Annotated in this window: 17 protein-coding genes; 8 read left to right on the top strand and 9 right to left on the bottom strand. The window is 70.7% G+C overall.

Features of this window, described 5'->3' with window-relative positions:
- Positions 1-119: 119 nt before the first annotated feature.
- Positions 120-803 carry a DNA mismatch repair endonuclease MutH gene (gene mutH / locus WME73_RS16905; RefSeq protein WP_437746471.1) on the top strand — a complete coding sequence of 228 codons (684 nt, stop codon included), beginning with the start codon at positions 120-122 and terminating at the stop codon, positions 801-803.
- Positions 804-843: 40 nt separating this feature from the next.
- Here the strand turns inward: mutH and WME73_RS16900 are convergent, their stop codons facing one another.
- Both WME73_RS16900 and WME73_RS16895 read right to left on the bottom strand, forming a co-directional pair.
- Complete coding sequence (locus WME73_RS16900) at positions 844-2,568, bottom strand: protein kinase domain-containing protein (protein WP_437872346.1); 1,725 nt, start codon at positions 2,566-2,568, stop codon at positions 844-846.
- Between the two features lie 282 nt (positions 2,569-2,850).
- Positions 2,851-4,968, bottom strand: a complete 2,118-nt coding sequence (locus WME73_RS16895) for a hypothetical protein (protein ID WP_437916338.1) — start codon at positions 4,966-4,968, stop codon at positions 2,851-2,853.
- Positions 4,969-5,992: 1,024 nt separating this feature from the next.
- On the opposite strand from WME73_RS16895, the gene WME73_RS16890 reads away from it, so the two are divergent.
- Genes WME73_RS16890 through WME73_RS16880 form a run of 3 tightly spaced genes read left to right on the top strand, consistent with a single transcriptional unit; the run spans position 5,993 to position 9,344 of the window.
- Positions 5,993-7,324: an HD domain-containing protein gene (locus WME73_RS16890; protein WP_437746468.1), complete on the top strand. Its 1,332-nt coding sequence runs from the start codon at positions 5,993-5,995 to the stop codon at positions 7,322-7,324.
- The gene (locus WME73_RS16885; RefSeq protein ID WP_437746467.1) at positions 7,324-8,046 is read left to right on the top strand and encodes a hypothetical protein; all 723 of its coding nucleotides are present in this window, start codon (positions 7,324-7,326) and stop codon (positions 8,044-8,046) included. The genes WME73_RS16890 and WME73_RS16885 overlap by 1 nt, the downstream gene beginning before the upstream one ends.
- Positions 8,043-9,344 (top strand): DUF4147 domain-containing protein, encoded by a 1,302-nt coding sequence (locus tag WME73_RS16880; protein ID WP_437916337.1) that lies wholly within the window; start codon positions 8,043-8,045, stop codon positions 9,342-9,344. Before WME73_RS16885 ends, WME73_RS16880 begins: the two co-directional genes overlap by 4 nt.
- Before the next feature lie 121 nt (positions 9,345-9,465).
- Here the strand turns inward: WME73_RS16880 and WME73_RS16875 are convergent, their stop codons facing one another.
- From WME73_RS16875 to WME73_RS16860, 4 genes are all read right to left on the bottom strand, one after another.
- Positions 9,466-10,470, bottom strand: coding sequence for a hypothetical protein (locus tag WME73_RS16875; protein WP_437746465.1), 1,005 nt, complete (start codon positions 10,468-10,470; stop codon positions 9,466-9,468).
- Positions 10,471-10,660: 190 nt separating this feature from the next.
- Positions 10,661-11,242, bottom strand: coding sequence for an ExbD/TolR family protein (locus tag WME73_RS16870; protein WP_020735583.1), 582 nt, complete (start codon positions 11,240-11,242; stop codon positions 10,661-10,663).
- Positions 11,243-11,257: 15 nt separating this feature from the next.
- Positions 11,258-11,827: an ExbD/TolR family protein gene (locus WME73_RS16865; protein ID WP_437300011.1), complete on the bottom strand. Its 570-nt coding sequence runs from the start codon at positions 11,825-11,827 to the stop codon at positions 11,258-11,260.
- 226 nt (positions 11,828-12,053) lie between these two features.
- Complete coding sequence (locus WME73_RS16860; RefSeq protein WP_231864858.1) at positions 12,054-12,674, bottom strand: MotA/TolQ/ExbB proton channel family protein; 621 nt, start codon at positions 12,672-12,674, stop codon at positions 12,054-12,056.
- Positions 12,675-13,668: 994 nt separating this feature from the next.
- On the opposite strand from WME73_RS16860, the gene WME73_RS16855 reads away from it, so the two are divergent.
- From WME73_RS16855 to WME73_RS16845, 3 genes are read left to right on the top strand one after another with little or no spacing between them, the layout of a single operon-like run.
- Positions 13,669-14,346, top strand: coding sequence for a MotA/TolQ/ExbB proton channel family protein (locus tag WME73_RS16855; protein WP_012235624.1), 678 nt, complete (start codon positions 13,669-13,671; stop codon positions 14,344-14,346).
- A 3-nt stretch (positions 14,347-14,349) separates the two neighbouring features.
- Positions 14,350-14,913, top strand: a complete 564-nt coding sequence (locus WME73_RS16850) for an ExbD/TolR family protein (protein ID WP_012235623.1) — start codon at positions 14,350-14,352, stop codon at positions 14,911-14,913.
- On the top strand, positions 14,910-15,518 hold the full coding sequence (locus WME73_RS16845) for an ExbD/TolR family protein (RefSeq protein ID WP_437746464.1): 609 nt from the start codon (positions 14,910-14,912) through the stop codon (positions 15,516-15,518). Before WME73_RS16850 ends, WME73_RS16845 begins: the two co-directional genes overlap by 4 nt.
- A 162-nt stretch (positions 15,519-15,680) precedes the next feature.
- On the opposite strand, the gene WME73_RS16840 is transcribed toward WME73_RS16845, so the two are convergent.
- The 3 genes from WME73_RS16840 to WME73_RS16830 form a co-directional block, all read right to left on the bottom strand.
- Positions 15,681-19,106, bottom strand: coding sequence for an SNF2-related protein (locus WME73_RS16840; RefSeq protein WP_437916336.1), 3,426 nt, complete (start codon positions 19,104-19,106; stop codon positions 15,681-15,683).
- Entirely contained in the window at positions 19,106-21,322 is a 2,217-nt protein-coding gene (locus tag WME73_RS16835; RefSeq protein ID WP_437746462.1) for a sodium-translocating pyrophosphatase, read from the bottom strand. The genes WME73_RS16840 and WME73_RS16835 overlap by 1 nt, the downstream gene beginning before the upstream one ends.
- 173 nt (positions 21,323-21,495) lie before the next feature.
- Positions 21,496-23,166, bottom strand: coding sequence for a TolC family protein (locus WME73_RS16830; RefSeq protein WP_437746461.1), 1,671 nt, complete (start codon positions 23,164-23,166; stop codon positions 21,496-21,498).
- A 439-nt stretch (positions 23,167-23,605) separates the two neighbouring features.
- Between WME73_RS16830 and WME73_RS16825 the strand changes: the two genes are divergently transcribed.
- Positions 23,606-25,426, top strand: coding sequence for a c-type cytochrome (locus WME73_RS16825; RefSeq protein ID WP_437916335.1), 1,821 nt, complete (start codon positions 23,606-23,608; stop codon positions 25,424-25,426).
- Positions 25,427-25,520: the final 94 nt, after the last annotated feature.

The following is a 25,520-nucleotide window of genomic DNA, read 5'->3' as shown; positions in this document are numbered from 1 at the left end:
GCCCCCGGGTCAGCGCTGCTCGATCCCCATCGACGTCCCGGCGCACCCCGGCGGCCAACCTTTCTCGATCGCGGCTGGGCGCTGGAGTCGCGCCCCGCGATGCTCTAAGGGCGGCGTCGTTGATCTCTGCGCTGAAACCGCCTCGCGACGAAGCCGAGCTCCGGTGCCGGGCGGCCGCGCTCGCCGGCCTGACGCTCGCCGATCTCGCACGCGCGCTCGGTTGCGCCGTGCCCCGAGGCGGCGTGCGCACGAAGGGCGCCGCCGGCGCGCTCGTCGAGCGCGCGCTCGGCGCGACGGCCGGCTCGACATCGAGGCCCGATTTTCCCCACCTCGGGATCGAGCTCAAGACGATCCCCGTCGAGGTCACCGGGGCGCCGCAGGAGTCGACGTTCGTCTGCTCGATCTCGCTGTCGGACGCAGATCGTGCGGAGTGGGAGACGTCGCGCGCTCGCGCGAAGCTCGCCTGTGTGCTCTGGGTCCCGATCATCGCCGCTCCGGGCCGGCCGAGCGAGGAGCGACGGCTGGGCGCCCCGCGGCTCTGGCAGCCGACGGACGCGCAGGAGCGCGTCCTGCGCGCCGATTTCGAGGACCTGATGGGGCTCATCGGCATCGGCGCCGTCGAGGCGCTCACCGCGCACGCGGGGCGCTGGCTCCAGGTGCGGCCGAAGGCCGCGAGCGGGCGCTCGCGGACGCTCGCGTTCGGACGCGACGGGGAGATGATCGCCGCGCTGCCGCGCGGCTTCTACCTGCGCCCCAGCTTCACCGGCGCGATCCTCAGCGATCCGGCCGCGATCCCGGCGTGACCGGAGAGCCCCCGCCGCACACGGGCGGCCCCGGCGCGCGTCACTTGCAGGGGACGACCTTCTTGGAGCCGTCCGGCATCGTGGCGGTGCATGTCTCCAGCGAGAGATCATCGTTCACGGTCGGGGTGACGGTGCGCGGTGGCGCCGGCGCATCCACGGCAGCTCCCCCAGCTTCCGTTGGGCGCGTGCGCCCTCGCCCGCCCGCGCCGGCGCGCGGCGGCTTGCCAGCGCTGGCGCTCGGCGACGCCGTCCCCGCTGCGGACGGCCCGCTCCCCGCATCCGCCGCTGTCTCGGTGGAGCTGACGCCCGCATCCGATGCGCCTGCGTCCACCTCGCTCGCGCTCGCCGCGCTCGCGCCCGCGTCAGCGATCGCTGCGGTGGCCGCAGGGACAGCCACCGTCGGGATCGCGGCGGCCGTGTCTGGCGCCTGAGGCGCCGTCGCCGTCGGCGCGCCGGGAGCCGCGGTGTCGCCTGACGAAGGCGCGTCCGCCGGAGCGGTCGCCTCGCTCCCTCCCACGGCGAAGCGGCTGCGCTGGAACTGGAGCGCGCCCCACGCGCCCACGAGGACGGCGACGGCACCGACCCCCACGTAGAGCAGCGTGCGCCCGCGGCGCGGGGCCTCTTCCTCCACCGGAGGCGTAGAGCTGCCCGTGCGCGCGCCCCTGTCGCTCACCGACGGCCCGCCGCTGCTCGTGCGCGAGGCGCGCGAGGTCCGCGTCATGGCCGCCCGCGAGGCTGGCGGAGGCAGATCGAGCTCCACGGCGTGCTGGCGAAGGATCCCGCCGATGGTCGTGCGCGTGCCCGGAGCGGCGTACGGCGCGAGCGCCTGAACGAACTCCGCGATCGACTGGAAGCGATCCTCCGGCTCGCGCGCGATCGACTTCTCGATCACCTCGACGAGGCCCTCCGGCACCTCGGGGCGGAGGTCCTGGAGCGCCTCGGGCGGCGACGTGTAGATCTTCGCGCACAGCTCGGGGAAGCTGTCGGCCACGTACGGCGGCCTGCCGCCGATGATCTCGAAGAGGCACACGCCGAGCGCGTAAATGTCGGTGCGAGGATCGACGCTCTTCGAGGAGCGCATCTGCTCGGGGGACATGTAGAGCGCGGACCCGAGGATCGTGGTCGTCTGCGTGAGCGAGACGTTGCCCGTGTCGCCGGTGAGGATCTTCGAGACGCCGAAGTCGAGCACCTTGATGAGCGGGGCGCCGTCCGGGCGCTTCGTCAGGAACAGGTTCGCCGGCTTCAGATCGCGGTGGACGATCCCGAGCGCGTGCGCCTCCGCGAGCGCCTCGCACGCCTGGACGATGTGATCGATGCACTCGCCGATCGCGAGCGTGCCCGCCTCGGCGGCGTGGCCCGCGAGGTCCACGCCGTCGAGCAGCTCCATCACCATGTACGGCTCGCCGCTGTCGAGCGCGGCAACGTCGAGCACGCGCACGACGTGGTGCGTCTGCAGCTTGGCGACCGTACGCGCCTCGCGCATGAACCGCTCCGACGCCTCGGTGTACGACATGAACTCCGGGAGCAGGAACTTGATGGCGACACGCGTATCGAGATCGAGGTGCAGCGCCTCGACCACGAGGCCCATGCCCCCACGGCCGATCGTGCGCTCGACGCGGTACTTGCGCGCAATGACGGTGCCAGGCGCAATCGTGTAGACGTTGTCAGCCTTCGGTTCCCCCGGGCCGAGCGGAAACGCAGCCGTCTCCGGGCCGACCGAGACTTCTCCTTCGGTCGAGTCCGGCTCACCAGAGGAGGACGCCATCGAGCTAAGGTATACACGTCGCGCTTCTCCGAAGCGATTCCCCTCACGCCGCAGGAATGCAAAGAGCTGCGAAAAACCGCCTCCCAGGTGGGACGCCGGCGCGGAACAGGCGGAATCAAGCGCAGCCCAGGGCCAGCCTGCGCGCCTCACGCACCGCCGCACCGCAGACGACGCGCCCCTCCGGTCCGATTGTGAGCGCCGATGACCGCCAGGCCGTTCCTTCAGGTTCGGCTCAGCGGTCGGCCCGCGCTCATGGCCTCTCGATGCCGGTTGACAGCGAGCTCAACGGGTGCGCGCCGGCGGAGTCCGGGATCGGCGCATGTTCGCCGTCGAGGAGGTCCGGTGCGGTCCCTCGGTGCCGTGCGCCGGGGTTTGCCGCGTCGCCTTGAGGTTGCCGAGATCGGCCTCGATCTCGACGCCGAGCGCGCGGCAGCGACGGATGAGCCGCTCCAGATCGACCCCCGCCTCGATCAGCAAGCCCGAGGGGGGCGACGGATCGACGAACATCTCGGCCGCCGGCCTCCGCGTGCGGAGCAGCTCGCGGATCTCGGGATCCTCGATCCAGAGGAAGCCGGAGGCGCCGACGAAGCTCGCCTTGCCGATGACGACGCTCGCCTGGATGAGCATGCGCGAGATGGTGTCCGGCAGCGGCGCGACCGCCTCGATGCGAGAGCGCAGGGCGTCGCTGTCGAGGCCCACCGACAGCGCACGCGCGATCGACGGCGGCGTGAGCAGGAGATCGATCTGATCGCCGACGCGGCCGATCTCCGCGAACGACGAGAGCCCGAGCACGGCAGCGACCTTGGCGCTCAGGCCGACGCGCAGCGCGTGCGCCTCGACGAACTTGCTCTTGCTGTTGTCCGAGCTCGGCGCGGAGCCCGCGAGGAGCGCCCGCCCGCGCGGCGTCAGCCGGAGCGCCAGCTCCGCGCTGGCCACGTCCTCGGCCCCGCCGAGATCGATGATCCCGAGCGCCGGCAGCGACTCCAGCGCGATCCGCCGCGTGATGTCGGGGACCTCCGGCGCCTCGACCGAGGCGCGCTCGGCCCAGCGGCGGACCAGCCGCTCGACCCCGGCGATGCGCTCGTCCGCCGCCAGGTAGCCCTGCAGCGACTGCCAGGGAACCCAGCGGCCCTCGCCGAGGTCGTGCAGCGCATCGAGCACCATCTCGCGGAGCGCGCCGATCGGGCTCGCGTCGCGGTTGTCCGACGCGACCCGGAGCACCTCCCGCTCGGCGCGCGCTTCATCCCACGCGCCGCCGCGGCGCCACGTCGTGAACAGGAGCGGCGTCAGCTCCTGCACCTGGAGCGAGCCGGGCGGCGTCGCCGGCGACGCGGCGGATGCGTCCCAGAGCCCGACGGCGCGCGACAGCGCTGCGACGAGCGCGACGCCCTCGACGTCCCGCCCGAAGCGCTGCGCGAGCCGGACGAGCAGCGAGCGCGGCGTCCCGACGCCGGGGCGCACGTCGCTGCCGGGCTCGCGCACGCAGTACGCGAGCGCCAGCGCGAGCATCCCGGGATCCGAGGCGAAGCGAGCGCGCCGCGGGGCGTGATCCTCCTCCAGGACGAACGACCGGATCTGCTCGCGCCGCTTCTCGCGCATCCGGCGGCGATCCGCGCCGACGATGGCGGCCACCTCGGTCGGCACGACGTGCCGGTTCGGATGGATCGGGATGAGGAAGGCGCGGCGCTCGAGCGCGAAGCCCGCGCCGCGGCGGCTCGCCGTCACCCCGCTCGCGCTGCGCAGGCGCATCGGCTCCCGCTCCAGATCGAGAAGCTCCTGCGTGTCCACCTCGCCGCCGACGGCCTCGATGGACTCGAGCAGGCGGCGCTCGACGGGCGCGAGGCGATCGATCTCCTCGCGGAGCCGCTCCGGATCGCTCAGCGTCTCCCACGCGTTCTCGAGGGACAGCGCGATGGGCGGCGTGGCCGGGCGGCCGAGGTAGTGCGTCGCGATCGCGCTCATCGTCTCGAAGGGCGCCTGCGCGAGCAGCGCCCGGATCGCCCGAGGATCCTCGCTCTCCCAGCTCTTCAGCTGGACCAGGAACGCCGCCGGGAGCACGAGCTCGATGCCCTCGCCGGTCTTGCGCGCGTAGACGACGCCACGGGCGATGAGCGGCTCGAGGCCGGCCGGGAGCGAGGGGACGACGAGCACGCCGCCCGCCTCGGCGATGCGATGGAGCAGCTCGCGGCTGGCGGTCGGGAGCCGCGACGGGTCGCGCACGTCGGGGAGGCCGACCAGCGCCCGCGCCGCCTGGGAAGGCGCGTCGATGCGCTTCGCAGCATCGATACGGATCCCCATGCGTGTGATGAGGCCCTTGAGCTCCGACTCTGGGAGCGCGCGGAGGATGGCGTCGAGCCGCCTCGGCGACTCGTCGAGCTCAGCATCATCACTGCTCGCCATGCCTCCCGATTCGCGTGTCACCCGACCTTGCTCCTCATCTGCAGGATGCTCCCGCCCCGACTGTCGTCCGTTGGTCGTGGTCATGCGCTCGACTTGATCTCCCGGATATCCGATGACCCGCGTTAACCAACGGAATAGTCAGCCTCCTACCGTACACCAGGATGCTCGTCCAGCTTCAAGAAATCGAGCACTTTCCTCCCCCGAACACAATTTTCTCCGATCACAATTTCGCTCGCTGGCATCGCGGCGCCTCCTTTTCGTCTGTTCGCGTCTGTTCGCGTCTGTTCTTCGTCTGCCCTTCGTCTGTTCGCGCCTGTTCCTCGTCTGTTCACCCCGATGTGGTTCACGTCGTCGTCGCGCGTTCTTCGCACGTTCCTCGCACGTTCCTCGCACGTTCCTCGCATGGTCACGCGCTGTTCGCCCGATTCGCCTCAGGCATCTCAGCCGCGCATCTCGCGCGCTCGTCTCGTGTACCGCGACCGCACGAAGCCGCACGCAACCGCACGCAATCACACGCGCTCGTACGCAATCGCATGCGGCCGCGGGACAGCGTTCGCGGTGCCGTGGTGCGCCACGCGCGCCTTCGCCTCACGCGACGCTCGACACGATTGGCCCCTCGCTCGACGTTGGCGACGTCCGCGACGTCGGCCGCACGACGTCCGCCGCGCGATTCCGCCTCGGCGTGGCTGGCCCCGTCGCGCGGATTCCGTCGCACGCCACGCTCATGGCGCCTCGATGGCGCGCGCCTGCCGTCCTCGTCAGGCGGAGCCGACCGGTTCGCTGGATCGCTCACCAGGAAGGCTCGGCGACGAGCCGCGCTTGCCTTCCCGCGGGCCCACGTGGGAACGTCGCATACCTCCTTGATTTCCCGCCCCTGTTCGAGGCGCACCATGCTGTGCTCCACACCGCACGCCCGAAGCAATGAGCCCTCCCCCCTGCGCGCACGCCCGCAGATCGACGCCATCAGGCGACTCCTGAGTGACTCGGCGCCGTTTGCGCCCATGGCGTCGAGTGGAGATCCATCTTGATTCTGCGCGACCCAGTCCACGGCTTGATCGAGTTCGAGAGCGGCGAAGCGGCCATCGTTCCGCGCTTGCTCGGCGCTCGCGAGGTGCAGCGGCTGCGGCGCATCCGTCAGCTCGGGCTGACGTCGCTCGCCTTCCCGGGCGCCGAGCACACCCGCTTCTCGCACGCGCTCGGGGCCGCCCACGTGATGCGCCTCCTGATCGCGAGGCTCCGTCAAATCGATCGCGACCTTCCGTTCTGGCAGAGAGTGACCAGCGACCGCGCGCGCGACGCGATCGCCGCAGCGTTCCTGCACGATCTCGGCCACGGCCCGCTGTCGCATCTCTTCGAGGAAGCCATGCCGGGTGCGCTCCACCACGAGCGCTGGACCGAGCGCATCCTGCTCGACCCGTCCTCGGACGTGCACCAGGTGCTCGTGCGCCAGGATCCTTACCTCCCGCAGCGGGTCGCCGACCTCATCGGCGGACGGCACGAGCTGCCGTACCTCGCCAAGGCGGTGAGCGGCACCTTTGACGTCGATCGCTGCGACTACCTGCTCCGCGACGCGCACGCGACGGGCGTCAGGTACGGCGAGTACGACCTGCCATGGCTGCTCCGCAGCCTCAGGTTCAGCGACGTCCAGGTGGAGATGCCCGGCGGCGGCGCCGCGTCTGCCCCGCCAGCGCCCGCGCTCGCCATCGACGGGACGAAGGGGATGAGCGCGATAGAGTCGTTCCTGCTCGCCCGCTTCTTCATGTTTCAGCAGGTCTATTTCCACAAGACGACGCGCAGCGCGGAGTGGATGATCGGCGCCATCCTCCGGCGCGTCGTCACCCGCCTCGCCGCCGGGGACCGGATCCCCGAGGTCCCCGCGGCCGTCGCCGCGATGGCCGTCGGTGAGATGCCCACCCTGGAGCAGTACCTCGAGCTCGACGATCAGGTCCTGCTCGGGGCCATCCATGCGTGGGAAGCGGCGCCCGATCCCGTGCTGTCCGATCTCGCCCGCCGCCTGCGCGTGCGCTCGCTCTTCAAGTCGGTCGAGCTGTTCCCGGAGCCCGGCGAGTCGCCGGCCGAGCGCGACGCCCGGCGCGCGGCAGCGCTTGAGACCGTGCGCGAGATCGCGCAGAGCGCCGGGCTCGACCCGGAGGTGTACGTCGGCGTCGACGTGGCCGAGGACACGCCCTACGCCGACGACGGGTCGCTCATGGTCGTCTACTCCAAAGGGCGTCCGCGGCGCCCCGCCGAGGTGTCCTTCTTGCTGGATCGGCTGCGCAACGAGACGATGACACGCACCCGGCTCCTCTTCGCGCCCGAGCTGCGGGATACGGTGCGGGAGGCGCTGATACGGTGATGACCACCAGGAACAAGGCAGCCCGTGGATCGTCCGAGCCCACGCGCCGCGCCATCACCAGAGCGCTCGCCAGCGTCGCAGCGCTCGCGGTGCTCGCGGTGGCGTCCACGGCACATGCGGAAGGCGACGGCGCGTACGGCCGGCTGGACGGAGACCTCGATCTGCGCGCGGGCGCGGGCGCCTCGTTCGCGGACGGCGGTCCGGCGCTCTGCGCGCGCGGCGCCGCGGTGTACCTCTCGACCGCCGGCGTGTACGCGCACTACACCGACGCGCTCGGCGCAGAGGGAGCGCCCGTCGCGCGCTCGATCGCGAGCGGCGTCTTCATCCAGCCGCTCTTCCTCGCCCGCTATGCGAGCGATCTCGAGCGCAGCGCGCCCTGGCTCGACCTCTTCATCGATTCCGTGGCGCTCGGCGTGGGCTCGTTCTGGGAAGCGCCGCCCGGAGCCGGGCTCGCCGCGGAGCCCGGGCTGGAGCTCTCGCTGTCGCTCGACGTGCCGCTCCTGGGAGACGCCACGGGCCCGTTCCTCGGCCTGCGGGGTGCGCTCCGCTTTCGCGGGCCGGAGCTCTCGGGCGACGATGGCCCGCGCGATGCGCAGCGGGCGCTCCTCTCGGTCACGCTCGGCTGGCATCACGTCCTCCGCGCGCACCTCGTCGACGCAGGCGACCGCGCCCCCGCCCAGGGGGCGGCGCAGCGCGGCGTGGTCGGCGCGAGGACCCGTTGAGCGCCGCGCTCGGCGAGCTGCGCGCGGCGCTGGTGGCCGCGTTCCGCGCCGGGCTGACAGAGCTCGACCCAGCTGGGCTCGTCGAGCGCGCGCTCGACGCCGAGGCCGAAGCGCACCGCGGCCGCGTGTTCGTCATCGCGGCGGGGAAGGCGGCGCCCGGGATGGCCCAGGGGGCGCTCCGCTGCTGGGGTGACAGGATCGCTGGAGGGCTCGTCATCACCGTCGCGGCCCCGGCGCTCGCCGCGCGCGATGAGACGACATCGCTGGCCGACCCCGAGGAGACCGCGCTGCGCCCGCTGCGCGTGATGCGCGCGGCGCACCCCATCCCCGACGCGCACAGCGTGGACGCGGCCGAAGCGGCCCTCGCCATCGCGGCCGCGCTCGGGCCCGAGGATCTGTTGATCGCCCTCCTCTCCGGCGGCGCCTCGGCGCTGCTCGCCGCGCCGCCTCCGGGTGTGTCCCTCGCGGACAAGCAGGCCGTCGTCGCCGAGCTCCTGGAAGCAGGCGCGCCGATCCAGGACGTCAACCTCGTTCGCCGCCACCTGTCGCGGATCAAGGGTGGGCGGCTCGCGGCGGCGGCGGCCCCGGCGCGCGTGCTGACGCTGCTCATGAGCGACGTCGTGGGTGGACTCCCGCACGACGTCGGCTCGGGCCCCACCGTCCCGGACCCGACGCGCGTGGAGGAGGCGCTCGCCGCGCTCGATCGCTGGGCCCCTCGGTTCGCGCGGCTCACGCCCGCGTTCAGCGAGTCGCTGAAGCCAGCGGACGCGCGGCGCCTGGAAGCGCGCGTGCTCGCCGATCCGGACAAGCTCGCGGAGCGCGTGGCGGCGGCCCTCGCCGGCAGGGCAGGGCTCCGCGCCACCGCCGCCCCCGCCGAGGACGGCGACGCACGCGCGATCGTGGAGCGTCGCCTCGCGCTCGCGCGCACCCTCGCTCCCGGTGAAGCGGCCGTGATCCCGTGCGAACCGACGCTGGCGCTGTCGGCCCACCGCGGCGCCGGCGGCCGCGCAGGATGGATCGCGCTCGCTGCCCTGCGCGGCTTGCCACCGGACGTCGCGCTCCTCTGCGCGGCCTCCGACGGCGTCGACGGCAGCTCCGGCGCGGCGGGAGCGGCCGTTGCCCGCGCGGCAGCCGCCGCGATGGACGACCGCACGATCGACGCCGCGCTCGCGCGCTTCGACGACGCTGTCGTTCACCGCGCGCTCGGCACGCGTGTCGAGACGGGCCCGACAGGTCACAACCTCACGGACTTGCACATCGTCGCGCGAGACTTCCTCCGAGGCGCGCGTGTACGCTGACGCGGCAGCGCGCGCTGCGGCGCGGCAGCGCGCGTGAGCTCACGCGGCGACGCGGGCTACGAGGCGAGCTCACGCGCGCAGGCGCGATGAGCGGCACGCACGCCGCGGGGGCGGCGCGCCGTCACTGCGGCTCGGTGACCGCGGCCGTGGTGTCGCCCATCGCTTCGCGCACCGCGAGCGCGAGCGCGCAGCTGTTCGCCTGCCGCTGCCGTGCGTCGAGCACGCTCCCCTCGATCGAGGGCGTCCCGCCGATGAGATTGCCGCTCGCTTCGCGGCGCACCCGCAGGATGGGCTTGCCGTCCGACAGCCGCCATACCCCGACCCGCGCCATGTGCGGCACCCCGAGCAACGCCTCGGTGCTCGCCGCTCCCTCGGCCGGCTCGTCGAGGACGAGGAGGTAATACTGCGCCCGCGTGAGGAGCTCCGCCGCGAGCGGAACATCGTCGCGCATGGTGTCCTCGAAGCTGGACTCCAGCAGCCGCAAGCGGAGCTCGCTCGAGGCATCCTGTGCGTCACGCACCCACTCGTCCGAGAGGACGTGCATCGTCCGGTAGGCGACGCGCAGGTTGAAGGGCTGCGCGGGCCTGGAGCAGCGCTCCGCCTCGTTGCAGTACTCGCCCGCGGGGCAGTCCCGCGTGCGCTTGCACTCCGCGCCGGCCAGCGGGTTCGGGTTCGGCACACGCAAGAGACACGCAGTGAACGCGTCGCGGAGCGACTGCTGCGCGTTCTTCCGGACGGCGTCGGCGCCCGTCGCCTCGTCTACCCGGAGGCGCAGGTAAATACCCGCAAGCTCACGGAAATTCCACGTCTTGAGCGCCTCCCGATCCACGAGATCGGCGCCGGCGCTCCGCGCCAGATCGAGGGTCCAGCCCTCCACGCGCTCGCGCATGGGGAACCAGCGCGGGCCGAGCTCGACGGCGACCGCACGCTGGCGCGCCATCAGCTTCTGGCGCGCGCTCTCCATCTGCCCCTGCGACCACTTCCAGTGGAGGATCGCCGAGACCGCCAGGACGAGGGCCGTGTAACCCCAGAACTTCGCCGGGGGCCAGCGCATCTTGGAGCGCGCCTCGCGCGCCTTGTAGACCGACGGCAGGCCGCGCTCGCGGGGCGGCTGTTCAGAGGACATAGCAGAGGCTCCACGCAGGAGGCCCCAGCCCGATCACCCGAGCAAGGCAGCCTCCTCCACGCGAGCCGCGTAGAGGCGAAGGCCGCGCCGAGCGCGCCGCTGGAGCCACCACGTTCCATGGTGACCGAGGCCGCCGGGAGTCGCCCGGCGTGCCCCATCCTTCTGTGCTCGATAGGTCAAGAAGCCGGGATCACTGCGACTTCGGGAGCTTGCTGACCATGAAGCTGACGTTCGGGTAACCGGCGAACGCCGCGGTCTGGAACACGCTCTTCACGACCAGCGCGGGCACGTTCTGATCGACCTGGAGGATGCACACGCCGGGGAACGGCTTGTTCGGCTGCACCTGCTTCCACAGCTCGCGCTTGTTCTTGAGCAGGTTGAAGAGCTCGTCAATCTTCTGAAGCCGCCCGAGCTCCTCGATCGCGCGGGTCGACCCGGCCAGGGCGCCGTCGACGAGGATCTGGTTGCCGTTCACGGCGACCATCGGCGCGTCGATGACGTCCTCGACGTTCTCCGCCTTCGGGAGCTTGACGTTCTTGTCGACGGCGATCTCGCCTGACGCCGAGAAGGACATCAGGAGGAAGATCACGGTCACGACGAGGAAGTCGATGAAGCTCACGAGGTTGAGCCCCGCGTTCGGGCTGCGAGCGCCGTGTCCGGACACCTTGTTCCACACGAACCGGAGCGGCACGCCCTTCATCAGCCGGCGGCCCGGCTGGTGGATCACGTGGGCGTGGGGGTTCTTGTGGTGCTTCGGATTGAACCTATCCATGTGCGCGCTCCTGCCTCAGCGGACCGAGAACGTCATGTTGAACACGGGGACCTGCTTGTTCCCATCGGGCAGCCGCATCTCGCGCTTGGGCGCGTAGAGCGCGTCGAGCACCGCGACGATCTCCTTGAAGGGCGTCCGGTTGTCGGTGTGGAGGATGGCCTGGTCGAGCTTCTTGTCGCTCGGATCCCGGTGGCCGCCGTGGGTCTTCCACTCCTCCTCGATCCGCTTCGCCAGCTCGGGGTAGCGGACGATCTTCGAGCTCGCGTCGCCGATCTCGACGGGCGACTTGTTCACCTTGACCTCGTTGACCACCGTCGCGCCCTGCTTCCACACGAGCCCGAACTCGCTCTCGCCGATGTGCAGGTTCAGCACCTTCTCCGGCGTCTGCGGGGTGAGCTCCTTGTTCGGGTCCGGAGGGCCAGGGACCTGGGCGTCCGCGTTCATGCGCGAGTTGGTGACCCAGACCGCCGTGATCAACAGGAATGCAATCGTGACCATCAGCAGGTCGATGAACGGGATCATGTTGATATCGCTGTTCGTCGACCGCTTCTTGCCGCCACCGTCGCCGACGTCTACGCCGCCCATATTGCCTTCCCAACGTGAGCCTGAGCTCACCTATCCAAGTTGTTCCGGGGAACGCCCTGCCCGCAGCTCGCGGTGGGCCACCATGCTGGGTCTGACTTCGTCGCTCTTTCGAAGTTCCCGGGGCCCCGGCGGCGGAAGCCGCCGTCCGGGGCTTCGAGGCGCGAGAGCGGGCCCAGGCGGCATCGCGCGCGGAGGGCGCTCGACGACCCGGGCCCGCCGAGGACCATCAGGCAGCCGCCTGACCTACTGCTGCGACATTCACCTTCTGACGGTTCGCGACGACGAGGTTGAGGATCTGCACCGACGCCTCGTTGATGTCGTCCTCGATGTGCTGCGTCTTGCCGTTCAGCACGGCGAAGCCGATGAGGCCGATGATGGCGACGCCGAGGCCGAAGGCGGTGCAGTTCATGGCCTCGGAGATCCCGAGCGCGAGCACGCGGGCCTTCTGGCTGGGGTCGACCGACTCTCCGGCGACGGAGCCGAACGACTTGATGAGGCCCGTCACGGTCCCGAGGAGGCCGGAGAGCATCGCGAGGTTCGCGAGCAGCGCGAGGTACGAGGTGCGCGCCGAGATCTTCGGCAGCTCGCGGAGAGCCGCCTCGTCCATCGCCGCCTGGACCTCCTCGTCGGGACGGTTCACCTTGACAAGGCCGGCCTGGACGATGCGGGCGAGCGGGGCGTTCGCCGCCGAACACATCTTCACGGCCTTGGCAACGTCACCCGCCAGGATGCACTTCTGCATGGTGGCGAGAAAGACGTCCTTGTTGATGGACGAGCCGAACAGGTAGAGGGCGCGTTCGACGATGATGCCGATCGTGAGGATCGACCAGAACAGGATGGGCCACATACCCCACCCACCCTCTTTGAAAGCTTCATACGCTCCGTGCATTGCTTCTGTCCTCCAGTTCGCCTCGCGTCCCCGGGATGAGGTTTCGCGCAACTCGATCGGTTCCCTTTGTCAGACTCGTGTTGCCGAGGGGCGGCAGTCTTTCACTCACACGTAAAGACGGATGAGAGGCCTATTTTGCTTGGCGGCGCTGGCCGTGGACGGCGTGCTGCTGTCGCTCTCTGGCGAGATGCCCACGGGACGCTAGCCGAGCGGCGCTGACCTCTGCAAGAGTCCTGATCGTCTCTTCTGGTGCCGGCGCGCGGCGCCGTCCCAGCTCTCCCACCTGTCGTCCAAGACTGACTTCGCGTCGTCGCCAGGGGCCCTTTCATGGCTCTAGGCGCGGCTCCCCGTTCACCGCAGAGCGTGCCGCCTTGTGGCCGAGCTACGCCGACGCGCCCGGGGGACTCGCGCATCTTCGCGATTGAGACCCGGCGCCGTCAAGAGAGATTTGGCCACACGTGAGCGCTCTGATACGGGCAAAACTTTACAACAATCGCGGGGTTATGTCATGATCGGCCGGGAGCGATGCGGACGGGCCAGCGGCAGATGCCGCGAATTTCAGGGGGCGCAGCGCCCGCATGACCACCGCCGGCCCGACCGCGCGCCGCGGCAGTGCGAGCCGCATCACCCGAGAGCGAGCGCAGCGACTCATCCGCCCGGACGACGCGGCGATGGCAGAGCACGGTAGCCCGCTCAGACGCCGGCAGCCGGAGCGAATCAGGGGTCTCCGGACCTACCTGTCCGGCCTCGGCGCGGACGGCGCCCGTCCGCGTGGCCGGGGCGAGCTCGCCGTGAGATTCGCTGGTTCTTGCGACGATTTTCGGCGATCCCAGCCTCGCGGCTCGGGGCGCGGCAGCATCGCCGAGCTTGCACACGGGATCGGGCGGCAGTTATAGTCGCCGCGCCTGGAGATTGTCGGGCTTCTGACGACGCTGAGAAAGGGACTTCGAGGATGCGTCATCTGCTGATGTTGGCGGCCGAGGGTGGTGGCGAAGGTGGGATGTGGGAGGCCATCAAGCACAATCCGACCTTCCTGATCGCGAACCTGGTCGTCTCCGCGGTCGTGGTGACCATCATCATCGAACGAACCGCGTTCCAGCTGGGACGCTACCGCGTGAACTCCAAGGAGTTCTTCGCGCAGGTCAAGAAGCTGGTGGCGGCCGGCAACATCGACCGCGCCATCAAGCTCTGCGACGCGAGCGACTACCCGATCCTGCAGCTCGTCAAGGCCGGCCTGACCCACGCGAACAAGGGGGCCGACGAGATCGACGCCGCCCTCAGCGAGAAGCTGTCCGAGCTCAAGCCGGCCGTGGAGAAGCGCATCGGCGCCCTGTGGTCGCTCGCGAACATCGCGACGCTGATCGGCCTCATCGGGACGGTCTCCGGCCTGATCAACACGTTCGCCTCCATCGCCGCCCAGGGCCTCTCGCAGGCCGACAAGCAGCGGATGCTCTCGAACGGCATCGCGGAGGCCATGTACAACACGGCGTTCGGCCTCGCCATCGCGGTCGTGTGCATGATCGCGCACGTGCTACTCCACACCCGCTCCAAGAACATCCAGCACGATCTCGAGTCGACGACCGAGCGCGTCTTCAACCTGCTCACGATCAGCAGCAAGCCTGGCTACTAGCCCATGGCGGACCCGCAAGACGTCCCGCTCAGCTCGGCGCAGCGATCGAAGATCCGGCGCCTATCGCAGCCCAAGGAGCCCGAAGCCGGGGAGGAGGCCGGCGAGCTCAACGTCGTTCCGTACCTCGACATCATCACGAACATCCTCATCTTCGTGCTCGCCAGCGTGTCGGTGACATTCGTGTCGTCGATCGACACGACCCCGCCATCCATCGGCGGCGGCAAGGTGCGCAGCGAGCTCTCGAGCAAGGCGTTGAACCTCTCCGCGTTCATCACCAGCCAAGGGATCTCGCTGAAGACGTCGAGCGGCAACATCGCGACCGGCTGCCAGGACGTGGGCGGCGGGGTCACGGTGCCGAAGGCGAACGACAGCTATGACTACCCCGCGCTCACGGCGTGCGCGAAGCGCCTCAAGAACGCCCGACCCGAGTTCAAAGAGGAGACGCAGGTGACGATCACGGCGAACCCGGGCATCGACTACAAGACGATCATCGACGTGATGGATGCGCTGAGGAGCGACGACGGGGAAGTGCTGTTCCCGGAGGTCCACTTCGGGGTGGCCCGATGAGCGCCGAGCAACGACCTGCCCCGCGGCCGAAGGCGACCGTCGTCCGCTACAAGGCGGCCCTCCGGAAGGCGATCCGAAGGAACCGGCGGGACCCCGAGATCGACTTCTTGAACATCACGGCGATGCTCGACCTGATGACGATCATCCTCGTCTTCTTGCTGAAGAGCGTGGGATCGTCGGCGGCATCCATCCCGCAGTCGAAGGACCTCACCCTGCCGAAGTCGGTGATGCAGGCCGAGCCCTCCCAGGAGGGCGTCGTCGTCATCGTCTCGAAGTCGCAGATCCTGGTCGGCGAGGATCCGACCCCGATCGTCATGCTGCCCAACCGCGAGCAGCTCGCGCAGTCGGGCGTCGACGCAAAGTACAAGCGCAGCGGCCCGAACGATCTCTACATCGTGCCGCTGGCGAACGCCCTGTCCCACGCGCGCGAGACGGACAAGGCCATTCGCGCAGCGAAAGGGCTCGATCCGTCGTCGTCGGAGGCGATCATCGTCGCCGACGCAACCACGCCGTACCGCCTCCTGATCGAGGTCCTGTTCACCCTGGGGCAGAGCGAGTTCGGCAAGTACCACCTGATGGTCCTGAGCGGCGGCCGCAAGCCGTAGCCCCCCTCCCCCGCCCTGCGGTGCCGGAAGGCCCCGCGAGGGCCACTCCGAGCGCCGCCATGGATCCACCCGTGCCCCCATGAGGGCGCGCTCCCCTGCGCGCCCTCATGGATCGGCCGGTGCTCCGCGACCGGCGCGCTCCCCCTGCGCGCCGTCGTTCTTTCAGTCCACCGCGAACAGCTCTTCCAGGTCGGCCTTGGTGAGCTTCTTCGCGCCGCCCGCGTCCTCGCTGAGGACGGAGGCGACGAGCTGACGCTTCTTGTCCTTGAGCAGCAGGATCTTCTCCTCGATCGTCCCCTCGGCGATGAGCCGATAGGCCGTCACCACCTTCGTCTGCCCGATGCGGTGGGCGCGGTCGGTGGCCTGCTGCTCGACCGCCGGGTTCCACCACGGATCGAAGTGGATGACCGTGTCGGCCGCGGTGAGGTTCAGGCCCGTGCCGCCCGCCTTGAGGCTGATGAGGAAGACCGGCACGCTCGGATCGTTCTGGAAGCGGTCGACGCGCTCCGCCCGGTCCTTCGTGGAGCCGTCGAGGTACTCGTAGGCGACACCATCCTCCTTCATCGCCTTCTCGATGAGCCTCAGCATCATCACGAACTGGCTGAAGACGAGGACCTTGTGCCCGCCCTCGACGGCGTTCGCGATGAGCTCCCGGACCGCGACGAGCTTGCCCGAGTCGTCGTCGCCGAACTCCCGCGGCAAGCCGAGCAGCCGCGGGTCGCAGGCCGCCTGCCGGAGGCGGGTGAGGCCGGCGAGGATCTGCAGCTGGCTCTTCGCGAGGCCGACGCGCTCGACCTCGCCGAGGACCTGCGCCCGCACCTCGCGCGCGACCTGCATGTAGAGCGCCCGCTGCTCGCCGGTGAGATCGCAGATCTGATCCATCTCGATCTTCTCGGGAAGATCCTTGGCGACCTCCTGCTTCGTGCGGCGCAGGATGAACGGGTGGATGGCGGCGCGGAGCCGCTGCGCGGTCTTGTAGTCGCCCGCCTCGATCGGGCGCGAGAAGCGGGCCTCGAACTTGTCGAGCGAGCCGAGCAGGCCCGGCGAGACGAAGTCGAAGATGGACCAGATCTCCGAGAGCCGGTTCTCGATGGGCGTGCCCGTCAGCGCGAGCCGGCGCTTCGCGCGGAGCCGCTTGGCCGCCGCGGCGGTGGCGCTCATCGGGTTCTTGATGTGCTGCGCCTCGTCGAGGATGGCGTAGCTCAGGTCGAGCTGCGCGAGGAAATCCTCGTCGCGACGGAGGAGCGCATAGCTCGTGATCACCACCTCCGCGGCCTTCACCTCGTCGATCTGATCCTTGCGATCGGCGCCGTGCCAGAGGGCGACCGACAGCGACGGCGCGAACCGGGCGAGCTCGCGCTCCCAGTTCGTGACGACGCTCGTCGGGGCGACGATCAGCGCGCGCATGTGCTTCTCCTCCTGCTTGACGGCGAGCAGGAGGGCGAGCGTCTGGACCGTCTTGCCGAGGCCCATGTCGTCGGCGAGCACGCCGCCCGAGCCGATGTCATGGATGAACTTGAGCCACGAGAGGCCCGCCTCCTGGTAGGGACGGAGCGTCGCCTTCAGGTTCCTGGGCCGCTTGGTGCTGCCGATCTCGTCGATGTTGCTGAGCTTCTGGAACAGCTCGCGCGCGGAGGCGGTCACGCTCGATCCGCTCGCGTGCTGGAGGAGCTCGTGCACCCGCCCGGCCTGCGCGAGGGGCAGCCGGCCGCTCTTGCCGGCCGCCATCATCAGCTCGACCTCGCGATCGAGCATCGCGCGCACGGCGTCGGGATCGAACGCGGCGAACGACCCGTCCTCGAGGCGGACGTAGCGCTTGCCCTCGGCGAGACAGCGGCGCAGCTCGTCGCGATCGACGCCGATGCCCTCGCTCTCGAAGCTGAGCTTGACGTTCAGCCAGTCCATCCCCGAGGTGACCTTGGCGAACACGCCGATCGGCCTGCCGCGCACCTGCGTGTCGACGAGATCCTCGGGGACGAAGAGGTCCCAGTCGTCGGGGAGCTCGGCGAGCCCCTCGGTCCAGAAGGTGAGCGCTTGGTCGCCGTTCGCGATGAAGCCCTGGCCCGTCTCGTCCGGCTTGAGCCCGAGGGCGAGCAGCTTGCTCGCCGCCTCCTGCTGCGCGGCGATGTCCACGCGGATGCAGCGGGCGCGCTTCATCCCCTCCTCGGGCGGCTGCACGAGCACCGGGGGCGACATGCCGTCGGCGCGCACCGCGACCTCGGCGTCGCCGTAGGCGGCGGTCAGCGTGACGCGCGCCTCGATGAGCGAGCCGCCCGCGCGCATGCGGAACGTGGGCACGAGATCGACGACCTCGGCGATCTGATTCAGGTCGGGCAGCTCCGCGCCGACCTCGAGCGCGATCTTGGGCAGCCCCTGCATGATGATGCGGGCCAGCTCGCTCATCGGCTCGCCGATGGTCGGCGAGCGGAGCAGGCGGCGCATCGCCGCGGGGGAGACGCGCTTGTCGATGCGGCGCGCGAGCCCCTCCTGCGTGTCGATGTGCCAGCCCGGCCAGCCCTCGAACCACCCGCCCTGCAGCAGCGAGAAGCGGCGCTTGTCGTTCCCCCGCTCGAAGCTCGTCTTCACGATGATGGTGTCGCCGCCGACGGTCTCGAGATCGAAGCGCGGCCGCAGGCTGTCGTCGCCGAAGCGGAGCTGCATCAGGGCCGGCTCGAGCAGCACGCGCTGGCCCTCGAGCAGCGGGAGCAGCTCGGCCACGTCCTCGCCGCGGATGTCGACGGCTGGGTGGCGCGGGTTGCCGCTCTCGAACCGGGCGAGCAGCCGGAGCGCGTCGCGATCCGGCGTCGGATAGAGCGCCTGCCAGGCGAGCGCCGCAGAGGGCAGCACCGGGACGCGCGCCTCGGCGTCGAGGACGGTGACGGTCAGCGCCCCTTGCCGCACGTGGAGGCGGAACTCCACGCGCCGTGCCCCGGTGACGCCCTCGGGCGGAAGCCAGGCGCCGATCCCGGTCTGCTTGGCCGTCGCGTCCAGGATCGGCGCCGCGAGGGCGACGGATGAGCCCGGCGGCCCGTGGGTGCCGACGACGGTCGGGACAGGCGCCGACGGCGTGATCGCCAGGCGCCCGCGGCGGTCGCGACGGCGCACACGCTTCAGGGCGTCACCGCCGGCGTGGGCGGTCTGCGGGACGAGCGCCGGGATCGGCGGCTCGCGTCGCGGCTGCGCGCCGCGCGCCTGGTCGCGGATGCTGATGAGCAGCGCCGCGACGTGCTTGCAGTGCTGCCCAGCCTTCTGGAACGCCGGACAGGAACATTGCGACTGGATGCCATCGGGCGATAGCTCGACCTTGACCGGATACGGCTCGGAGTCGGCGGCGCGGACGGTGCCGCTCGCCATCGTCTCGTTGATGGAGATGTCCTCGACGACACGGCGGCGGAAGTACTCCAGCCCGCGGAGGAAGGTGCGGGCGCCAAGCAGCCTTCGCAGGCCACGATCGCTGAGGGTGGAGAGTGCGTCGGAGATCGGAGGCGGCACGTCGTGGGCTCGGGATACAGGTGCGGCGGTTATTCGCCGGGATGGGTCGGGTGAACGGGATCTCTTGGCAAATCCCGCTGGGTGAAGAACCGTCATCAGATGAAGAACGGCAAGAACACGATGATCACGGCGGGGAGCATCTTGATGAGCACGTGGATCGCGGGACCGGCCACATCCTTGAGCGGATCGCCGATCGTGTCGCCAACGACGGCGGCACCATAGGTGGGGTTGTCCGCCCGCGCCCCCGTCTCGTCGACAAGGTAGCGCCCACCGTGCGCGCCGGTCGCGATGTACTGCCTCGCATTGTCCCAGATCGCCCCGGTATTCCCCAAGAAGAGCGACCCGAGGACGCCTGCGACCGTCCCGGCCATGATCAAGGCCGCGACTGAATCGGCCGCGACCAGAGGATTATCTTCCGTCCTTGCAAAGCGCAAGGCAAGTCCCACGACGACGGGCACCACCGCGGAGACGAGGGCTGGCGCGATCATATGGCGCAGCGCGGCCCGAGAGACGATCTCGACGCAGGGCTCGTGGTCGCCTACGAAACCCGGCGGACGGGCGCGGGCCTGGCGCCTCACCTCGTCGAGGACGCGTCGGCCAGCCTGGAGGACGTTGCGAATGCAGCGGCCGGCCAGCCAGAAGACAAGGAGGATCCCCACCAGGGCGCCGAGATAGACCTCGGGCCGGTCGAGGCGCAGGACCATCGCGGTCGTCTCGCCGCGGATCGGCGCGCTCGACGTCAACGCGCGGCGCCGGGACTCATCGAGGTAGCCGGCGACGAGCAGCAGCGAGGCGAGCGCGGCCACGCCGGCCGTGTACGCCTTCGTGAGCGCCTTGGTCGTGTTGCCGACGGCATCGAGCACGAGGGTGCGGCCACGCACGTCCGGCCGCTCGCGGGCGACGGTCACGGCGACGATGCCGCCCGCGTTGTCCACGATGGGGCCGAACGCATCCATGGCGAGGACGTACCCCGCGGTGCCCAGCATCCCCATCGTCGCGACCGCTGTGCCGAACAGGCCCCCCCCGGCGAGCCCGGAGCGGGCGCCGAGCAGGTAGGAGCCGAAGGTGGCGCCGACGACGACCAGGAGCGGGGGAACCGAGCTCTCGAGACCGATGGCGAGCCCGCGCAGCACCGCCATCGCGGAGCCGCTGCGGGCCGCCTCGGCGAGCTCGCGCACCGGGCGGTGCCGCTGCTCGGTGTAGTACTGCGTGACGTGCAGCACGCCGATGCCGGTGACGATGCCGATCACGCCGCAGGCGAAGAAGATGACCCAGTGGGCGTCGAGCAGCCACTTGGCGGCCCCGGCGATGCCGACGGCGTGGAGGGTGGCCGTGACGTAGAGCCCCCGCACGAGCGCGTTGAAGGCGTCCTCGCGGTCGTCGGTCTTGACGACCATGACGCCGAAGAGCGTCGCGATGAGGCCGAACGCACGGCTGACGAGCGGGAAAAGCACGACGGCGAGGGCGCTCGGGAGCCCGGCGTTGTTGCGAAAGAGCATCGCGCCGACCACCATGGCGCCCGCGCTCTCGGTGACGGTGGAGGCGAAGACGCCGGCCGCGCGCCCGGCGCAGTCGCCGACCGTATCACCTGCCAGATCGACGATCGTGGCCGGGTTCTGGAGGTCGTCCTCGTCGAGCCCGACCTCCGCGCCGGCGAGGTCCGCGCCGAGGTCGGCCGCCTTGGAGAAGGTGCCGCCTCCGAGCTGCGCCATCAGGGCGGCGAAGGAGGCGCCGAGCGGGTAACCGGCGATGACCCAGGGGATGGTCGGGGCGAGCGCGAGCGCCTCGGCCGGCTCGGCGCCGAAGCCGCCACGGAACGCGAGGACCGCGGCGAACAGGCCGCCGAGGCCGAGGAGGCTCATGCTCGCGACGAAGAGCCCCGACACGGCGCCGCCACGGAGGGCGATCTGCAGGGCGAGATCGAGCGAGCGGCGGGCGCCGCTCGCGGCGCGCACGCTGGTGCGGGGCGCGATCCAGGCAGCGACGCGGCCGGTCGCGACCGCGCTGGCGGCCCCGACCGCGAACGAGAGCGTCAGCCAGACACCCAGCTCCAGCGCTGGCACCGGGTTGTTCTCCCCGGTGCGCCGGAGGAGGCCGTAGGCGAGGAAGATGGCGCCTCCGAGCATCGCGGAGACCGCGCCGATCACGCTGCTCTGGCGGCGAAAGTACGCCTCCGCGACCCCCTGGATGATCGCTGCGATGCGCTGCATCTCGGGCTCGACCGCGGGGCGTGCGACGACCCAGCGAGCGAGGTAAGCCGCAAAGGCGAGCCCGAGCAGGCCGCCGCTGATGATGAGCGCAAGCTCCGTCATGACGGGCGGACCGGGCGCGCACCGTGGACGCGCTGCCTCGGCCGGTGAGGGATGATGCGGGTGATTGCCGCGGTGTCGACAAAGGCGCCGCAGGAACCCGCGCTGCAGCGGCGCACGCCTTCCCTACTCCGGCCAGGAGGGCCGCGCAAGCGAAGAAGACGCGCGCGGCGAGGTCATTTCAGGTCCTTCGCGTCGCGTCCGACCACGTGGTCCAGCCGGGTCTTGGCGACGAGCGCGCCGACGCGCGCGTTGAGCTGCTGGAGCCGCGCGCGCGTCACCTCGCCCTCGGCGTCGACCACGTCGACGCTCGTGGCTCGCCCTGCCCGGAACAGCTCCGACCGGACGCGCATCGACTCCGTGGCCGCCGCGAGCTGGCGCTCTGCAGACTCGATGCTGCTCGCGGTCTTGCTCAGCTCGGAATACGCCGAGACCACCTCGAGGCGGAGGGCGTCGCGCAGCGCGGCCTTCTGCTCCGCGATCTGCGTGGTGCGGGCGTTCGCCTCGGCGGACGCGCCCGCGGTGGTGAAGATGTCGTTGACGACCCACGTGGCGCGGACGCCTGCGGACCACGTCGCATCGAACCTGTCCTGAGCTCCGAAGACGCGTTGGTTGGGGTTCGCGTAGGTGAGATCGGCGAACCCGTCCAACCGCGGGAAGTAGCCGGCCCTCGTGACCGCCTCGGCCTTCTCGAGCGAGTACTGCGTCTCGTCGAGGGCGCGGATCTCGAGGCGCTTCTGAAGCGCCTCCTGGACCAGCGCCGGGAGCGCCTCCGCGGGCGGCTTCGCAGGCGCGCTCCCCATCACATCGATCCCCAACGTGAGCGGCCTGTCCGGCGCGGCGCCGAGCGCGATACGGATCTGGTCGTCCGCGACCAGGAGCGCGGCCTGCGCCTCATTGAGCACCTGCTCCGCGCCGGCCACCTGGGCCTCGAGCCGGAGCACGTCAGCGCGTGAGAGCAGCCCAACTTCGAAGGTGCGGCGCGCGTCCTCGACGTGCGCCCTGGACTGAGACACCGCCTCACCTGCGACGACGACCTGCCCCTTCACGCGGACCCAGTTGAAGAACGCGATCTTCGCGTCGGCCGCGGCTTGCAGCGTCTCCGCCTGCAGCTCGAGCTTCTTCGCGCTCTCTGCGTGGGACGCCGACGCGTACCCCTGCGAGATGCGGAACACGTAATCCGAAATGGGCACGGCGAGGCTCGCCGTCAGGGAGTAGGAGTTGACGGACGAAGGGAGGCTAAGCCCAGGAGAACGGCTGAGGGTCACGAAGCGGCCGTCGCCGTCGACGACACACTGCCCCGCAGCGGCGTCTGCGCAAGGCGCGGTGGAGAGGGGTCCCTCGCTGAATCCAGATTGCCCCGGGCCATTGGTCACGCCGACGACCGGCGCCCCCGCGCCGAGGGCCGGGGTCTCGACCTCTGACAAACGCGTGTAGGTGGCCGTGAGCGTCAGCCGCGGAAAGAAATTGACCATCGCCTGATCGACCTTGGCAGCGGCCGCGCGGAGATCGGCCTGCTTGGCGCGGAGCGACGCGCGCGTCCGCAGCGCAGCCTTCGCGACGTCGTCCGGCGTCAGCCCTCCCGGCTGCGGCGCAAGCGCCGTGGCGAGCGGATCGGCCTTCGGCGCCGCCGGCTGGGCCGCAGCGATAGGAGCGCCCGGGGGCTGCGGTTGGCCCGCGGCAGGAGGCGCCGGGGCGGGCGGCGGGGTGACCGGCTGCGGAGCCGCCGGTCGGGGAGCGGCCGGCTGCCCCGCGGCCGGTGAGGCGATGAGCCCGAGGGCGAGCAGCCCGGCGAGCGTCGAAGCCAGCGAGATGCTGCGTCGAGACGAGGGTGCGGTGCTTTTCATGACCGGTGGGTCACTTATGGGCGGCGAGAGCACCCGTCAAGTCACAGGCGATCCCACGCATCGCGTCTCGGCGATCGCTCGCCTCGCCGTCTGGCGAAGGTGACCGGGAAGCCCGCGCTCTCGGCCCACGGCGCGCCTGCGCCCCCAGGCCCGCGTCATGCCGCGACCGCGACGGGAACCGTCCCGGGCCGCGCCGGACACGGTGGTCTGGCGCGCTCGTCGTGCCGTGCCGCAATGGGCCACGACAGCAGGGACGTCATCACCGATGCGCGGCACGGGACCCTCGCCAGACACGCCATCCAACCCCCGCTCACGCTCGCTATGGACGGCAGGAATACGTCGCTCTCTCCGCGGCAACACGTATTGCCGCGCGCGATCGGATGGAAGAACATCGAATGAAGTGGCCGCCATCTTGCTTGGCGGCGGACCGGAGGCCCTCATGCATCGACTGCTTGCGTCGCGCCGCAGCTTCTCCCCGTTCCTCGCCATCCTTGTGATCGCATCACCCTTTGCCGCCTGCGCTCCGTGGGAGCTCGGTGAGGACGACACCCCCGACATCGGCGATCCTGGGAGCGTCGCGGTCGCGGCGGAGCCGCCGCCCGCCATCAGCGGCGGAACGCTCGCCGTGAGCAAGAGCGCCCTCCGGGCGGTGGCCGCGGATCCGGATCGCGACCGGGTGTGGATCGTCGATCTCCAGGCGCAGAAGCTGACCGCGGAGATCGCCCTGCAGAAGGGCGACGAGCCGGGCAGGGTCGTCGAGGACGACGCGGGTCGCTTCCACGTCGCGCTCCGCCGCGGCGGCGCGATCGTGACCGTCGACGCGGAGAGCGGGACGATCATCGACCGGCGCGACGTGTGCCCGGCCCCGCGGGGGGTCGCCTACGATGCGCAGACCGACGCGCTCCATGTCGCGTGCCTCGGCGGCGAGCTCGTCACGCTCCCGGCCGGTCCCGGCGCGGCGACGCGCCGCCTGAAGCTCGATCGCGACCTGCGCGACGTGGTCGTGGACGGGGACCGGCTCCTGGTCAGCAAGTTCCGGTCTGCCGAGCTGCTCACCATCGGGGCGGACGGCATCGTGATGGAGCAAAAGAAGCTCCCGAATTTCAACCTGTTCGGGCAGGATTTCGCGCCGACCGTCGCCTGGCGGACGATCAAGCTGCCGACAGGCGGTATCGCGATGGTCCACCAGCGCGCCTTGATCGCGCCCGTCGAGATCGTGGAGGGGGGCTACAGCTCCGGCGGATGCGATGGGAGCGTCGTCCACGGCACGGTCTCGGAGGTCGGGACGCCCGACTCCGACGGCCAGCCGAACCTGGCCGCTGCCCTCCCCTCCGCGACCCTGCCGGTCGATGTCGCGGTGTCCGATGACGGTCTCTCGTATGCGGTCGTCGCGGCCGGCAGGAGCGAGATCCTCATGACCAGCCGCGCGAACTTGAACGTGACGATGGGTGCCCCCGAAGGAACGTGCGTCGAGGCGGAGCAGCGCGTGGTCGTGGAAGGCGAGCCCACGGCCGTCGCGTTCGCCGGCGGCTCCGTGGTGGTGCAGACCCGCGAGCCGGCGGGCATCCAGGTCCTCGGGGCTCCCAACACCGCCGGCAACCGCGTCGCCAAGGTCATCACGCTCCCCGGGGAGAGCCGCAGGGACACCGGCCACGAGATGTTCCACCGGAACACTGCCGGCCCGATGGCGTGTGCGTCGTGCCATCCGGAGGGAGGCGAGGACAGCCATACCTGGCACTTCAACCCCATCGGACCGCGGCGCACCCAGTTCGTCAGCGGCGGGATCCTCAACACGGCGCCGTTCCACTGGGACGGCGATATGTCGGGTATCGAAGCCATCATGGACGAGGTCTTCGAGCGGCGCATGGGCGGCATGCACCAGGGACCGCGCCGGGTGAAGGTCTTCGCCCGGTGGATCGACAGCCTCCCCGCTCCGCCGGTGTCGTCGGCGCCCGACGCAGAGGCCGTCGCGCGCGGCGAGGCCCTCTTCCACGACAAGGCCGTCGACTGCGCGAGCTGCCACGCGGGCGCTCAGCTCACGACCAACGACTCGTTCGACGTCGGTACGGGCAAGCCCTTCCAGGTGCCGTCGCTGGTCCGCATCGGCGCGCGCGCGCCGTTCATGCACGACGGATGCGCGCCGACGCTGAAGGACCGGTTCACCAACCCCGCCTGCGGCGGCGGCGACCGGCACGGCAAGACGTCCCAGCTCTCGGACGCCCAGCTCGACGATCTGGTCGCCTACCTCGAGACCCTCTGACCCCTTCCAGCGGGATTTTCCGCCGGTGAGCCCGCCCGATCGCGCCCCTTCACCGCGAATGATGTAACGAGCGCCGAGCCGCGATATGCTGGCG

It is taken from the genome of Sorangium sp. So ce302, from assembly GCF_051530145.1.
GTDB lineage: Bacteria > Myxococcota_A > Polyangia > Polyangiales > Polyangiaceae > Sorangium > Sorangium cellulosum_B.
This window is presented reverse-complemented; position numbering and strand designations above follow the sequence as displayed.